The organism is Stieleria magnilauensis, assembly GCA_007753675.1.
In the GTDB taxonomy this organism is placed as follows: Bacteria; Planctomycetota; Planctomycetia; order Pirellulales; family Pirellulaceae; genus Stieleria; species Stieleria magnilauensis.
Genome location: CP036432.1, coordinates 6,801,754 through 6,815,877 on the forward strand (window position 1 = coordinate 6,801,754; position 14,124 = coordinate 6,815,877).

Annotated in this window: 11 protein-coding genes; 9 read left to right on the forward strand and 2 right to left on the reverse strand. The window is 58.3% G+C overall.

The window, feature by feature from the left end:
• Positions 1-2: 2 nt before the first annotated feature.
• A complete protein-coding gene (locus tag TBK1r_RS24340) occupies positions 3-479 on the forward strand; it encodes a GNAT family N-acetyltransferase (protein ID WP_145216704.1) in 477 nt (158 codons plus the stop codon).
• Complete coding sequence (locus TBK1r_RS24345; protein ID WP_145216707.1) at positions 476-1,240, forward strand: class I SAM-dependent methyltransferase; 765 nt, start codon at positions 476-478, stop codon at positions 1,238-1,240. Before TBK1r_RS24340 ends, TBK1r_RS24345 begins: the two co-directional genes overlap by 4 nt.
• Before the next feature lie 18 nt (positions 1,241-1,258).
• Here TBK1r_RS24345 and TBK1r_RS24350 read toward each other — a convergent pair whose 3' ends face one another.
• Positions 1,259-2,356: a DNA glycosylase AlkZ-like family protein gene (locus TBK1r_RS24350; RefSeq protein WP_145216710.1), complete on the reverse strand. Its 1,098-nt coding sequence runs from the start codon at positions 2,354-2,356 to the stop codon at positions 1,259-1,261.
• 166 nt (positions 2,357-2,522) lie between these two features.
• Here TBK1r_RS24350 and TBK1r_RS24355 point away from each other — a divergent pair, with 166 nt between their 5' ends.
• The 5 genes from TBK1r_RS24355 (at position 2,523) to TBK1r_RS24375 (ending at position 8,772) form a co-directional block, all read left to right on the forward strand.
• Positions 2,523-3,530 (forward strand): DUF3500 domain-containing protein, encoded by a 1,008-nt coding sequence (locus tag TBK1r_RS24355; RefSeq protein WP_145216713.1) that lies wholly within the window; start codon positions 2,523-2,525, stop codon positions 3,528-3,530.
• Positions 3,531-3,629: 99 nt separating this feature from the next.
• On the forward strand, positions 3,630-4,340 hold the full coding sequence (locus tag TBK1r_RS24360) for a ZIP family metal transporter (RefSeq protein WP_145216716.1): 711 nt from the start codon (positions 3,630-3,632) through the stop codon (positions 4,338-4,340).
• A gap of 421 nt (positions 4,341-4,761) precedes the next feature.
• Positions 4,762-5,946 carry a PQQ-binding-like beta-propeller repeat protein gene (locus TBK1r_RS24365; protein ID WP_419580350.1) on the forward strand — a complete coding sequence of 395 codons (1,185 nt, stop codon included), beginning with the start codon at positions 4,762-4,764 and terminating at the stop codon, positions 5,944-5,946.
• 81 nt (positions 5,947-6,027) lie between these two features.
• Positions 6,028-7,344, forward strand: coding sequence for a Gfo/Idh/MocA family protein (locus tag TBK1r_RS24370; RefSeq protein ID WP_145216722.1), 1,317 nt, complete (start codon positions 6,028-6,030; stop codon positions 7,342-7,344).
• Between the two features lie 246 nt (positions 7,345-7,590).
• The gene (locus tag TBK1r_RS24375; RefSeq protein ID WP_145216724.1) at positions 7,591-8,772 is read left to right on the forward strand and encodes a GNAT family N-acetyltransferase; all 1,182 of its coding nucleotides are present in this window, start codon (positions 7,591-7,593) and stop codon (positions 8,770-8,772) included.
• 5 nt (positions 8,773-8,777) lie between these two features.
• On the opposite strand, the gene TBK1r_RS24380 is transcribed toward TBK1r_RS24375, so the two are convergent.
• A complete protein-coding gene (locus TBK1r_RS24380) occupies positions 8,778-11,213 on the reverse strand; it encodes a sulfatase-like hydrolase/transferase (protein WP_145216727.1) in 2,436 nt (811 codons plus the stop codon).
• Positions 11,214-11,469: 256 nt separating this feature from the next.
• On the opposite strand from TBK1r_RS24380, the gene TBK1r_RS24385 reads away from it, so the two are divergent.
• Positions 11,470-12,900 (forward strand): pectate lyase, encoded by a 1,431-nt coding sequence (locus tag TBK1r_RS24385; protein ID WP_145216730.1) that lies wholly within the window; start codon positions 11,470-11,472, stop codon positions 12,898-12,900.
• Positions 12,878-13,525 (forward strand): hypothetical protein, encoded by a 648-nt coding sequence (locus TBK1r_RS24390; RefSeq protein ID WP_145216763.1) that lies wholly within the window; start codon positions 12,878-12,880, stop codon positions 13,523-13,525. Before TBK1r_RS24385 ends, TBK1r_RS24390 begins: the two co-directional genes overlap by 23 nt.
• Positions 13,526-14,124: the final 599 nt, after the last annotated feature.

Here is a 14,124-nt window from a genome sequence, read left to right on the forward strand (position 1 = left end):
TGATGGAATCAACTCGGACACCACAATCGGTCCAGTACACGATCTCGCGAGCCACGCGTGTTGAAATCCTGGAGCATTTAGAAGCTTGCTCGGGACAGTTTCAACCGCCGCTTGCCGATCGTGTGGATCTGCCCAGCTACGCCGAGAAATTGTTTCGGCGGTCCGTCACGTGGGAAGCTTGGCACCGGGAAAAACTTGTCGGATTGGTCGCCTGTTATCTGGATCTCGAAACCCAGCCCGCGAAGGCATTCGTTTCCAACGTCAGTGTGCTGCAGGCGTATCGTTCACAAGGGATTGCGCGCCAACTGATGGCTTGCTGTCACCGTGAGGTGATGCAGCGTGGCGCTCAAGAGATCGCGTTGGAAGTTTCGGCGGGAAACGCACTCGCTATCTCGCTGTATTCAAAACTCGGATACCGTCGATCGGCCACCAAGGGTCAAAACGTGTTGATGCAACTTATTTTGGGGACGGATGGATGACTGGGTCGAATGAACCGCGCGACTACAACGCCGAATGGCGTGACACCCCCGAACACAAATACGCTTACAACTTTGACCTGGACGTGATGCATCGCTTCATGATCCGGTCGTTTGAACCGTTTTTTCGCTCGGGAAACTGCCTGGAATTGGGCAGCTTCCAGGGCAGCTTTACCAAGCGTCTGCTCGACCACTTTGACGACCTGACCTGTGTCGAAGCGTCTGATGCGGCGATCACCACGATGAACGAGACGCTCGGGGGCAAAGTCCAATGCATCCACGGCACGTTCGAAGAAGTGACGTTGCCGACTCGATACGACAACGTCGTCTTGACCCATGTTCTCGAACACCTCGATGATCCCGTCTTGGTTCTCAAACGCATCAACCAGGAATGGCTGAGCGATCGGGGCAGATTGTTGTTGGTGTGCCCCAATGCCAACGCACCGTCACGGCAAATCGCGGTGAAGATGGGGCTGATTTCGCATCACAGCGCGGTGACCGACGCTGAGTGCGAGCACGGCCACCGGATCACTTACTCCTTAGACACATTGGAACGGGACGCTCGAGCGGCCGGGCTCGACGTCGTCTATCGCACAGGCATTTTCTTTAAGGCCTTAGCGAATTTCCAGTGGGACAGGTTGTTGCAAACCGACATCATTTCCGATGACTACCTGGAAGGCTGTTATCAACTCGGGCAGGTCTATCCCGATCTCTGTGCGAGCATCTTTTTGGTTTGCCGTCGGGGTGATGCTCACGCGGATTGATTGACGGTGACGGTTGCGTCACAACGCGAGTTCCCACGCGCCGCTGTCCAAGCCCAAGAACTTCGCCGTCGCCTCCACTTCTGCTTCCGCCTGCATTCGAAACGCTTTCTCACGCGGTCGTTTGCTCACGTACCCCAATTGCACATCCAAGCGGTCGTCGTTCACGTTCGCGTTTGCCCAGCCGATCACTTGATCGCGCCACAGAACCGGCATCGCATAGTAGCCACGGATCCGTTTCGCCGCCGGGACATACGCCTCGAAACGATAGTCCCATCCCCACAGCTGCTGGAATCTCGCCCGATCCCGCACCAAGGGATCGAAGGGAGCCAGGATTCGAACCCGGTCGGGAACCTCATCATCCAACCAATGCTCTCGTCTCCACAGGTACGTGATACCCGCAACCTGCACTTCTTTCAAGTGTCCGTCCTCCATCAACGACTCGACGGCCGCCAATCGCTCCTGCCGCGATGGCAGCAGATGGTTGTGACTGCGCAATTCGGACACGACCATTTGTTTGGTCGAGGCGCCGAAAACATGAACCGTTGTCATGACGAGTCGACGATAGCGTCCGCGCGGGTCTGAATCCTGTCCATCGGACTGCTCGGGGACCTGATAGACACGAATCCCTTTCTCTCGGCGAACGACTCGCAAGTAGCCGTGATGGTGAAGATGCTCCAGAATCCGCTTGGTCTGTTGGGACTTGCCGCCCCAGTAGTTCTTCACCGTCTTGCGTCCGAACCGCTCGTCCAATCCGCGCGGATGAACTTCGCCCAATTCCGCCACCGCGTCGAGCACGTCGCGTTCCAACTTTTTTAGTTTCCGATTCGGACGCCAACGGAGTTCCCGCCAGACTTCGGGGGTCATGAACCCATACGCGAAAAGATAGCCTTCCTCCGCCTCCAGATCGGGAAACGTCGCTTCTAACTCACCCGCGACGTACCCATCCACGCGCTGCCGGAGCATCAAATCCTGAGCCCGCGCCGGCGACCGAATCGGGTCGGCCTGGACGAATTGCAGCCAACGGAGCGCATCGGCCAATCGCTGAAAATCGGGAAATGCACCGGCAACCACACGTCGCCTGAAATCGGTCAGTGCCAGTCGCTCAATCGTCGCCATTGCCCGCTCAGTTTACAACACAAAGAAGCTCCTGCCGCCCGATCAACAAAATACCATCCGGCGGCCGGTGATGAAATCTGTGGCTCAGTGATATTGCACGACCGGCTCTCAATTGGGTTAAACTTTTCCTCTCCATTACCGCCCACCGTCCCTTCCACATCCCATCATGAACACACGCATCACATCACTGCTCCTTCCGCTCCTGCTGGTGTCTGTCGCGTCGGCGCACCCAGGCCACGAATCGAACCCGGCCGACGAAATGGCCGCCGCGGCAAACGCGTTCATCCAGTGGCTCACGCCGGAACAAAAGGGCAAGGCCGTCCTGGAGTTCAAAGCCGACGAACGGGAGAACTGGCACTACGTCCCCTTTGACCGTCAGGGCATCAAACTCAGTGAACTGAGCCCCGTCCAAGATCACTACGCCTACGCGTTGCTGAACACCGGGCTCAGCCAAAAAGGATTCATGACAGCGACGACGATCATGAGTCTGGAACAGATCCTCCGTGAAAAAGAAAACCGTCCCGACGTACGCGACCCCGAAAAATACTACGTGACCATTTTCGGAAAACCCGGCAAGCAAGGTGCATGGGGTTGGCGATTCGAAGGTCACCACCTGTCGCTCAACTACACCATCGTGGACGGAAAGGTGGCGGTGACACCGGCATTCTTCGGTACCAATCCCGCCGAAGTTCGCGAAGGCCCGCGAAGCGGCATCCGTCCTCTCGGAGCCATGGAAGACATCGCCCGCAAGCTGGGCCAATCGCTCGGCAACGCCGCCGTGTTCAGCGACAAGCCACCCAAAGAGATCTTGTCGGGTCAAGATCGCACGGCCAGCCCGCCGGAAGAGCAAGGGGTGAAAGGAAGCGACATGAATTCGCAACAGCGGGAACTGCTGTTGGGTGTCTTGTCTGAATTCGCCAGCAACGGTCGGCAGGAAATCAGCGGTGAAGCGATGCAAAAGATCCGCGATGCCGCCGACAACCTCCGATTCGCCTGGGCCGGTAGCACGAAACGGGGCGAGGCACACTACTTCCGCATCGTCATGCCGCAAGCGTTCCTGGTCGAATATGCCAACACGCAAAACGACGCCAACCACGCCCACGCGACCTGGCGTCTGTTCAACGGCGACTTCGGCCGCGATCTGCTCGGCGAACACATCAGCCAAGCACATTGATGTTGGTGATCGTCGCGGCAGTGCGTCCGATTCGTGACGCCACCAGACATCGTTGAAGACGCCGACGCAATTGCGGGATTACAAGGAGTTCGCTTTCTGATGGAGCCCATCATTCAAATGATCGTCTTTACCGCTGTTGCCGGCGGGGCGATCCCACTGGGCGATGTGATTGCGTCGTTTGAGAAGATTCGCCCCGGATGGCTCGAGGAGGAATTTCGTCACACCGTGATTGCGTTCGGCGGCGGCGCGCTGTTTTCGGCGGTTGCCTTGGTGCTGATTCCCCACGGCACCGAACGGATCGCGACCTGGGAAGCGGTGGTCGCATTCACCGCCGGTGGGTTGTGCTTTTGGGGCTTGCAGGTGTTACTCGATCGAAGTCAATCCTCGGCGTCTCAGCTGGTCGCCATGCTGTCGGACTTCATTCCCGAAGTGATGGCGTTAGGTGCATTGATCTCGGCCGGCAAGGGTGGCGCAATGCTACTGGCCGGGATCATCACGCTGCAAAACCTGCCCGAAGGCTTCAATGCCTATCGCGAGCTTCGCAGCAGCGGCATGGCAAGCCGCAAAATCTTGTTTTGGTTCACCATCGCAGCCTTGCTCGGTCCACTGTTGGGCCTTGTGGGATACCAGGTGTTGGCCGATCACGAGGTGGCTCTCGGTTGGATGCAAGTCTTCGCCGCCGCAGGCATTCTCTACTTGGTCTTCGAAGACATCGCGCCTCAAGCGACATTGAAAAACAGCAGCTTTCCACCGCTCGGTGCTGTGTTCGGGTTCCTGCTCGGGCTGTTCGGAAAACTCTTGGAAGGGTGACCGGCGAAGCTCTGTTCAACCCCGTTGGGGTTGGCGGCCTGTTGGCGACAGGAACTTGGGGTGCGCGGGCGCGACCCCAAGCTTTGATGTGGCACGCCGCTGGCGTGCGGGCCGCAGGAGCGGGTGCCGCTTAACTTGATGCGTATGCCGCCAACTTCGCTCGACCTTCGTGTGCGAAACGTTTCGCGGCATGGCAAACGAGAACGCGTGTACGCGGTTGCGTTGCGGTGTTAAATTGACGGCCCGCCATTGACGCCTGCCCCCGATTGGACCGACCACGACGATGCCCTTGCCCCACCCGTTGTTGCTTCGCCACAAATTAGCATCTGTTTCCCGCCACTGCGTCGCTGCCGTCACAAGACGACGAAGGGTTCACGGTCTGGCGAGCGTCGCGACGTCCGTTTTTTCCCGCACGCTACTTGTGTTTGCCCTTCCCATCGGCGTTTCATGCTCTGTCGCCGAAGATTGGTATCGCTGGCGGGGACCCAATGGAGATGGAATCTCCACCGAAACGGAGTGGAACTGCGATTGGAAAAATGGGCAGCCGACCATCGCCTGGTCCCATTCGGTCGGCACCGGGTTTTCGTCGGTCGTGGTCAAGGACGGACGCGTCTTCACGCTCGGTCACGTCGATGACCAAGACGTCGTCTATTGCCTGAACGTCGCCGACGGAGAGGTGAGATGGACGTTCGGCTATCCTGCGGAATTGGATGCCCGCGACTTCGAAGGCGGTCCGATTTCGACACCGACCGTCGATGGTGATCGGGTCTACGTGATGGGGCGTGCCGGTGAACTGTTTTGCCTGCAGACTTCCGATGGGACCAAAGTGTGGGGCAAAAATGTCGCCGAGGAGGCGGATGTGCGATTGCCCGGCTGGGGATGTTCGGCCGCTCCGCTGGTGATCGGAGACAAACTGTTGTTGAACCTCGGCGAATCCGGTGTCGCGGTCGACAAGCACAGCGGCGAACTGTCATGGAGCTCTGACGACCGGGAATGTGGATACGCGTCGCCCGTGTTGATCCCCGATTCCGATCCGACGGCGGCCGTGATCGCATCGGGACGTGCCTACATCGGTGTCGACATCCAATCAGGCAAACAACTTTGGGCCGAGCGTTGGTTGACCAGCTTCAATTGCAACGCCGCTGATCCGATCTTTCATGACGGCAAGATGTTTCTCTGCTCCGGATACAATCGCGGCGCGGCACTGTTCGATCTGAACGACGCGACGCCGAGTCTGATTTGGAAATCGAAGGAGATGAAGAATCAGATCCACAGTTCGATCCTTTATCAGGGGCACCTTTACGGCATCGACGGCGACATGGAAACCGGTGCACGGTTGCGTTGCATGGATTGGGCGACCGGTGAGATCCGCTGGTCGGTCGACGACTTGCGACCGGGTGGCCTGGCGCTGGCCGGCGGTCGGTTGCTGTTACTGACCGAACCGGGAGAATTGATGATCGCACCGGCGACACCCGACGGCTGGGACCCCATCACTGAAGCGAAAGTCCTTGACGGAAAATCCTGGACCGCCCCCGTCCTGTCCGACGGCCGCATCTTCTGTCGAAGCATCCAAGGCCAACTCGTCTGCGTCGACTGCCGTGATTAGAATACCCACATGACAGGCCTCCAGCCTGTCGATCCCCTGACCTCCCCGGCCTCGCAATCTCCACCTCATCCAACGATGCCCATGCAACGTCGATCCTTCCTCGCCGGAACCGCTGCCGCCGCGACACTCGCCTCCGCTCCCAACATTCACGCGGCCTCCAAAGACAAAACATACCGCACGGCGCTGATCGGGGCCGGCTGGTGGGGCATGAACATCCTGCGTGAAGCGATGGCCGGCGGTCAAACCAAAGTAGTCGCACTGTGCGATGTCGATTCTGATCGGCTGGAGATCAACGCAGAAGAAGTAACGGATTTGTCCGGCGATACCCCACGAACCTACTCCGACTATCGCGAGCTGTTCGAAAAGGAAGACGTCGAGGTGGCGATCATCGCCACGCCGGACCACTGGCACGCCCTCAACGCACTGGCTGCGATCGAAGCCGGTGCGCACGTCTTTATCGAAAAACCGACCGGCCACACCATCGGCGAAAGCCAGGCCGTTCTTGCCGCCTCACGTGCAGCCAATCGCCTGGTCCAAGTCGGTCTACATCGACGCATCGGCCCCCACCATGTCTCGGGGATGAAATTCTTGAAGGACGGAGGTGCCGGAGAGATCGGGCTAGTTCGCATGTTTGTCCACAGCAGGGGCGGCGCGGAGAAACCGACACGCAACAGCGAACCACCGGAGAACCTTGACTGGGAGATGTATTGCGGCCCCGCGCCGCTGCGTCCTTATTGCCGACGGATCCATCCCGGCGGCTTTCGGCACTTCCTGGATTTTGCCAACGGAACACTCGGCGATTGGGGCGTCCACTGGCTGGACCAGATGCTTTGGTGGAGCGACCAGCAATCACCCCATAGCGTGCATTCGACCGGCGGACGACCGATTGCCGGAGCCCCCGTCTTGAATGACGAAGAACAAACGACCGACGCCCCCGATCATCAAACCGCAACCTACGAATTTGATTCCTTCACCGCGACCTGGGAACATCGCAAGTTTGCCGGGCAAGGCCCCGAGCAAACCAGCATCGGTTGCTACTTCTTCGGCACTCAGGGGACCTTCCATATCGGTTGGCGCGATGGTTGGACGTTCTATCCGGCCGACAGCAAGAAACAAGTGATCCACCAAGACGCCCAGTTGCAAGAACCCGACGGTCACAACCTGAAATTGCTCTATGCCGATTTCCTCCGCGGCATCGAAACGGGAAGCCGCCCCGTCGCGGACATCGAGGTCGGACACCAAGCCACCACGCTCGCCCTGTTGGGCATGCTCTCGATGAAACTCGGCCGCAGCGTCCGCTGGGACCCCGACACCCAATCCATCATCGGTGACGAAGAGGCCAACGGCATGCTGCGACGAAAGTACCGCCAGCCCTGGACGTATCCCGAAATCGGCTAATCCCGGCAGCGGCATTTGGCAGGAAAGCCGGGGCAGAACGATGACGCGCGCGGTGGAGACGCCGACAAGAAAAAAGGTGACAGGAAAAGAGGTATACTCGGTGCGATCCGTATCAGCGGTACGATCGACCAGAAGCTGATTTGAGCGGAAGCGGCGAAATGGATTCGCCGGAGGGAGCGTCGGCATCGTGGCGAGTTTGCGACGTAGGATTGGCCGTCATCTGCCTTCCGCCTCGCTGATTCCGCCATGATCACGCTTGCCTCTTCCAGTCCAACCGCCTGCAGCCAGTCCATCACGCCTTCGTTGCGGGGGCGGTTTGTGACCGATGCTTGTGAAATGGAATCCCTCGTCCCGGCTTGGCGACGGCTGGTCGAACGCTGTGCGTGGCGAAATCCCTGCTTCGAGCCGGAGTTTTTGATTCCGCTGATGAAGCACCGGTCGGACGCATCGGCGCGTTTGTTGGTCGTCGAGGGGACGCCTGCAAACGGCGACGCGTCAGAGGTCTACGGGGTGATGCCCCTGGTAACGCAAGCGTTTTATCGCTTGCCGATTCATTGCGTTCACGCCTGGCGGCCGGACGAAGCGTTCGAGTCGACTCCGTTGTTGGATCGCCAATACGCCAACGAAGCGCTCGCCGCGATCTTGACGTCACTCTCCGAAACGGGCGCCCGATTGCTGGCCTTCGACACCGTCTCGGCCGCGCCGGAATTTGATCAGTGCCTTCGCAGCACCGCAGCCCAAAACCGTCTTTCCACCTTCAGCCGCGATCGATTTACTCGGGCCGCGGTGGAACCAGACGCAGACGCCGAAGCGTATCTCCGTCAATGCATGTCAAAGAATCGTCGAAAGAAAGCCAAAAAACTTCTCACGAAGTTGCAAGGGAAGGGCGACGTCGCCTTTCAACACTCCGGCGGCGCGAACGATCTTCACCAGTGGGCACACCAATTCGTTGACCTGGAAGCCAGTGGCTGGAAGGGGCGCGAAGGCACCGCGTTGGCCTGTCAAAGTCAATCACTTGCCTTTTTCCTTGAAATGGTCGATCGCTTCGGCCAGCAGGACTCGATCCGATTCGGGCGACTCACACTCGACGGCGCCTCCATCGCCATGCTCGTCGACCTTCGCAGCGGCGGTCACGTCAGCGGATACAAGACCACGTACGATGAACGATTCGCCGAATTCTCACCCGGCTTTCTATTGGAACTGCAAAATGTTCGTTGGCTTCACGAATCGGGATGCACCGTTTGCGATTCATGCACCGATCCGAACAACGCATTGATCAACAGTTTCTATGCCCAACGTCTTCCCTTTCAAAGCATCGTGATCAGCTTGGAAGCGAAGATGAACTGGGCGGTCTCCACGCTGCTGCCGCTGATGCAATCGGGCGCACGCCTGGCAAAACGCGCCATTGGCAAAGCACGCAACGATTGATCGGCTCAGTCGCCTTTGGCCTCGGTGATCAGAAAATCGATCAATTTCTGGCTGCGAAAAAAGCCTTCCCAGAAATTGTGCCCCTGGCCATCGACGCGTTCCAAGGTGATGGCATCGGCGCTGCCGGCCGACTGGTAAGCGGATTCCAACTCGGCAGAGTTTCGATCGATCGGGACGACGCGGTCGTCGGTTCCGTGAATCACGTACGCGGGGATCCCGGCTTCAGCGATCACCTTCAGTTTCTTGACGGGATTCAACTCGTCCTGTCGTCGCTGCAGATCATCCGCCGAAACGCCATAGACCGCGGCGGCGCGTTCCACACCGGGATAGCTGGTGTAGTCGAGTACCGGATAGATGCCGCCGATCGCCGCAACACGTTCCGGACGCTCGATCGCAAACCGGCTGACGTACAAACCGCCTCGGCTGCGGCCCAGCAACGCCGGCTTGGTGCTGTAACCGCGTGACACCATTTCGTCATACAGGGCGTCAAAGAACGGTTGGCTGTGGGGGCTCCCGTAGGCTTCGCCGACGTCGATTCCCGCGACCGCGACCCCGGCGTCGAGGAACTGTTGGTGCATCCATGACTCATGCGTGTCGGGATAACGCGACAGGGCGGGGGCGTAGAAGATCCACGGTTTGCGCAGTTTCGCGTCGGCCGCCGAATCAGGCTTCATCAAGAAGGCATGCCGACCGGCGACGAAGAACGTTTCCCCGTTGGGTAGCACCTGACTGCGTTTGATGCGTCCGTCTTGCTGGGCTTTTGACATCATGTCCGATTGGCGAGTCGAGCGCACTTGCTTTCCTCGAACGTCTTCAGCAAGGTCCCCAGTGGCAAGTTCAATCGATTCTTCGAGCTGCTTTTCCCATGCGGCGACCAACTCGGCCAGTTTGTCGGCGCGCGGCAAGGCAAGATCCACCGACTCGATCCGATCGACGGACAGATCGTACAGTTCCCAGGGTTCGCCGATCGGAGAAACAGCTTTCCAGCGTCCGCGTCGGATCGCCCGGTGCCCGTCGTGGTACCACCAAAGCGTCCGCTCGTCAGCAGAAGACGCGTCGTCCAAGTCAGCGAGAAAACTTGTCCCCGGTGGCGGCGGGGCATCTTCGGGGTGCGTCGCGCCGGTCAAGTCCAGCAGCGTTGCGGCGACGTCGATCACGTGTTGGGGGTTGCGCCGAAACTGACCGTGATCCTTGATTCGATTCGGCCAAGAGATGATGAACGGGGTCGCGATGCCGCCTTCGTGCGTCCACGTCTTGTGGCGTCGAAACGGCGTGTTGGCGGTGGTCGACCAACCGGGGCCGAGGCACAGATAGGTCAGTGCCGATCCCGGCGGTTCGGCCGGATCGTGCCCGTCGCCGCGGACCATGATTTCGGCACTCGCGCCGTTGTCGGACAAGAACATGACGATCGTATCGTCCCAGCGATCCATCGCGCGGACTTGATCAAGGACACGTCCGATCGCAATGTCCATGCGGTGGATCATCGCCGCATGAATCGCCATCTTGGTCGTCTGGAATTGTTGCTGTTTGTCCGTCAACTGATTCCAGGCCACCGGACGGTTGGTTTCACCCTCGCCAAGGATCTCAAACGCCTCAGGGAAATGGTACGGTGGCCCCAAGTCTCGTTCGACTGCCGAAACACGATCAGCCGATTGGGGATCCAACAGCCCCATGGCTTGCATGCGTTGCCAACGTTGGCGGCGAATCGCTTCCCAGCCACTTTTGTAGGTTTCGGCATACAGCGCGATGTCTTCCGGTAGCGCGTGCAGCGGGAAATGCGGCGCGGTGAACGCCAGGTATTGAAAGAACGGTTGATCGGGATGTTGCTCGGCGTGTTCCTTCAAGTTCCGGATCGCATCATCAGCCATCGCGCTGGTCAAGTAAAATTCGTCGTCGAACTGCAGCGGCCGGATCGGTTTCCCGTTGGGGCCGTTCTTGGGCTTGAAATAACGCCCCGTCTGGTTCAGCGATGTCTTTTCGAAACCGCAGTTGGTAGGCGTGTCGTCGATGTGCCATTTACCGGTGTGATAGGATCGGTAGCCAACCTCAGACAACATCTCCGGTAGCAGCACGGCCCAATCGGGTCGCAGGCCACGGTTGCCGCCGCCGCTTGGAACTCCGGGCAAAAAGTCGCGACGAATTTGCTGGGCGTAATATCCCGTCATCAACGATCCGCGTGTCGGCCAGCAGCGTCCGGTGTTGTAGAACTGGGTGAACCGCAACCCGTTTTCAGCCAGTGCATCCAGGTTCGGCGTTTGAATCTCGCCGCCGTAACAGCCCAAGTCGGAAAACCCCAAGTCGTCGGCCAGGATGAGAACGATATTGGGTCGATTGGTTGACTCCGCCCTGAGATGCGTCGAAGACAGAAACCCCAAGAACAGGAATGCAGTCGCGAGTACTGCCAATGGAGCGTAGGGGCGTCGCAAGAGATGCGGATACATTCGGCTGCAACCGTGAAAATTGAAGAAAGAAATCGAAAGGAACACACCAGACCGTCAATCAGTCTGACGCGTCCCCACCCAATTCTCAAGTCATCACTGCGAGATCACCGAGTGATCGAACCAATTGACGAAAAAGGGGAAAGGGGTTTTAAACGGTTCTGTTTGGAGGTTGGCCAGAACAAGGGGAACCAGGTGCCGTGAGTGGTTACACTACGGATCGCTCGTGCAGCGCATCCGTCTCACAGAAGGTGTCTTCATGCGAATACAACTGTTTTGCCTTGGGCTGATCGCGTTGGCGATTCCCTCGTCGCTCATTGATGCGTCGGCGCAGGACGCGTTAAAGTCGAAGGCTGTCGAAGCGATGCGTGAAGCCGCCGGCTATTACGTTGAAAACGTCGCGAGCCACGGAGGCTATGTGTATCACTACTCGCTCGACCTGAAACAGCGGTGGGGCGAGGGCGTGGCGACCGACGATCAGATTTGGATCCAACCGCCGGGGACACCGACGGTGGGGATGGCGCTGCTGGAAGCCTACGCAGCAACGCGAGACGCGTTCTATCTCGATGCCGCGACGGCTGCGGCCGGCGCGGTCGCCTACGGTCAACTCAAGTCCGGAGGCTGGACAAACTGCGTCGACTTGAACCCCAGCGGTGAACGCCGGGCGGATTATCGCAACGGCAAGGGACGCGGGAAAAACAACTCGTCGCTGGACGACGGACAAACCCAATCGGCGCTTCGGTTCCTCGTACTCGCGGATCTGGCCAATCGCTTTCGCAACACGCAGATTCACCAGTCCGCGATCACGGGGCTGGACGCGCTGCTGGCGGCGCAATTTCCCAACGGCGGATTCCCTCAAGTCTGGACGGGACCGGTCAGCGACCAACCGATCAAGCCGGCGAACTATCCCGAGTATGACTGGCGGACCGAAGGCCGGGTCAAGAACTACTGGGACATGTACACGCTCAACGATAACGTGACCGGGTACGTCGCGGATCTGTTGATCGACGCCCACCGCGTTTACCGCGACGACCGCTACCTGGACGCGCTGAGAAGACTCGGTGACTTCTTGGTTCTCGCTCAAATGCCGATGCCGCAACCCGGATGGGCACAACAATACAACTACGACATGCAGCCGATCTGGGCACGCAAGTTTGAACCGCCCGGCGTATCCGGCGATGAAACTCAAGAGGTGTTGCAGACGCTGATGCGTATCGCCCATGTCACCGGTGACGACAAATACCTTGAACCGATCCCGGCCGCGGCGAAATGGCTACGCGGATCACTGCTTCCCGACGGCCGGATCGCCCGCTACTACGAACTGCAGACGAACCGTCCGCTCTACATGAAGCGTCGCGGCGACGTGTATGAATTGAGCTACGATGATTCCGATCTTCCCAGCCACTACGGCTGGAAGACGGAATCGCAATTGGCCCAACTCGGCAAACAATTCCAACGCGCCCGCGGCGGATTGGCGCCGGAACCGGAAGCTTCCCCACGGGACTTGGCAAAACAGGCTCAACAGATCATCGGTGCGCTCGACGCTCAGCGACGCTGGGTGAGCACGTTCGACGGCCAGCGGCTGGTGGGACAAGCAAAAATGCCACTCGGAACTCCGTACCTGTCCAGCGCCATTTTCAGCCAAAACCTTTCCGTGTTGGCCGCCTATGTCAAATCGCAATCTCGGTAGGTTCGAAAAAAAGGGAAAAGGAGTTTTACAAGACTTCGCGAGAAGAATGCATTCGACTGGCATGTGTAGAGAACCGTCGAAGATCTCCGGGGCTGGCGTATTGCGAACAATCCAGGCACTTCTTGTGGTGCTTTCATTCGTTCTGTTCGGAAAATGGTTTTGGAATCATCAGTACTACTCGGATCTTGAAATCCAAACAACCGTGTCGTATCAGCTGCCGAACTCTACGGAGATCCAGGAAGTAAGGATGCTGGTGGGGAACAAAGGCGTTGCCGAGTATTTGGAGATCCGAAGAGACGGTTGGTTGGCCTGTCTCAGTTTTTTCTACGACGACATCTCAGACCCGGACGAGTCAGGATTGCCGGTCTGGTCGCCAAAGCGAGAATTTGGTAGTCCACCATGGCAATACGGCTTACCCAAATACCTTGAGGAAGGAAACAAATTGGGTTGGAAACTTGGGGCGCGCCAATTGGAACAGGAGTTGTTGCACACGAGTGAAACAGAGTTACGGCAACGGATGAAATCGAGCGCTCATTTCGGGAGACAGATTTACCTAATACTTGGGTCCAGCACTGCTTTCTTGGCTTTGGGTCTGGGAGGCCATTTCACCCGACGCAAGAAATAGATTGGTCAAACAAAGTGCAAAGGGGTCAGAAACAACGTGCAAAGGAGTCAGGTGTTTGTTGAGCAATTTGAATCAAAGAGGCCTGACCCCTTTGTTTGAGCGTGACCCCTTTGTTTGAGCGCCGTATGCACGGCGGGTAGGATGCCCGTCGATTGAAATCCGAGGGGACAGTCGGCTCCGTTGGCGATCGGCCGAAAGCCTTGGCGACTTCCGCTACGGATTCAACCCTACGATTCAATCTTCACGAAGCACTCCGGCAGTTTTACCGGGCTAACCATCGAAATGAAAACCCACGGATGGCAGCGCGAACCCGCGGATTTTTTTGCACCCTGTCATCCGTGGGTTCGCGCTGCCATCCGTGGGCTCAGTGGTAATTTCATCGCTCCGCACGCTATGGCGTGGCCCCCTTTTTCTGCTCGACAAACCTAACCCTAAATTCAAATCTGGACGATGGACTAATGCTCTGGCCCCATTTAAATTACGGGTAGCGGGAAGAGAAAAAGGGGTAAGGAAGAGAAAAAGGGGAAAGGGGTTTTATACGGCATGTCCTATGCACTGCCCGAGTTTCGGTTCAGAAGATTGACGCAGAATTTGTTCGC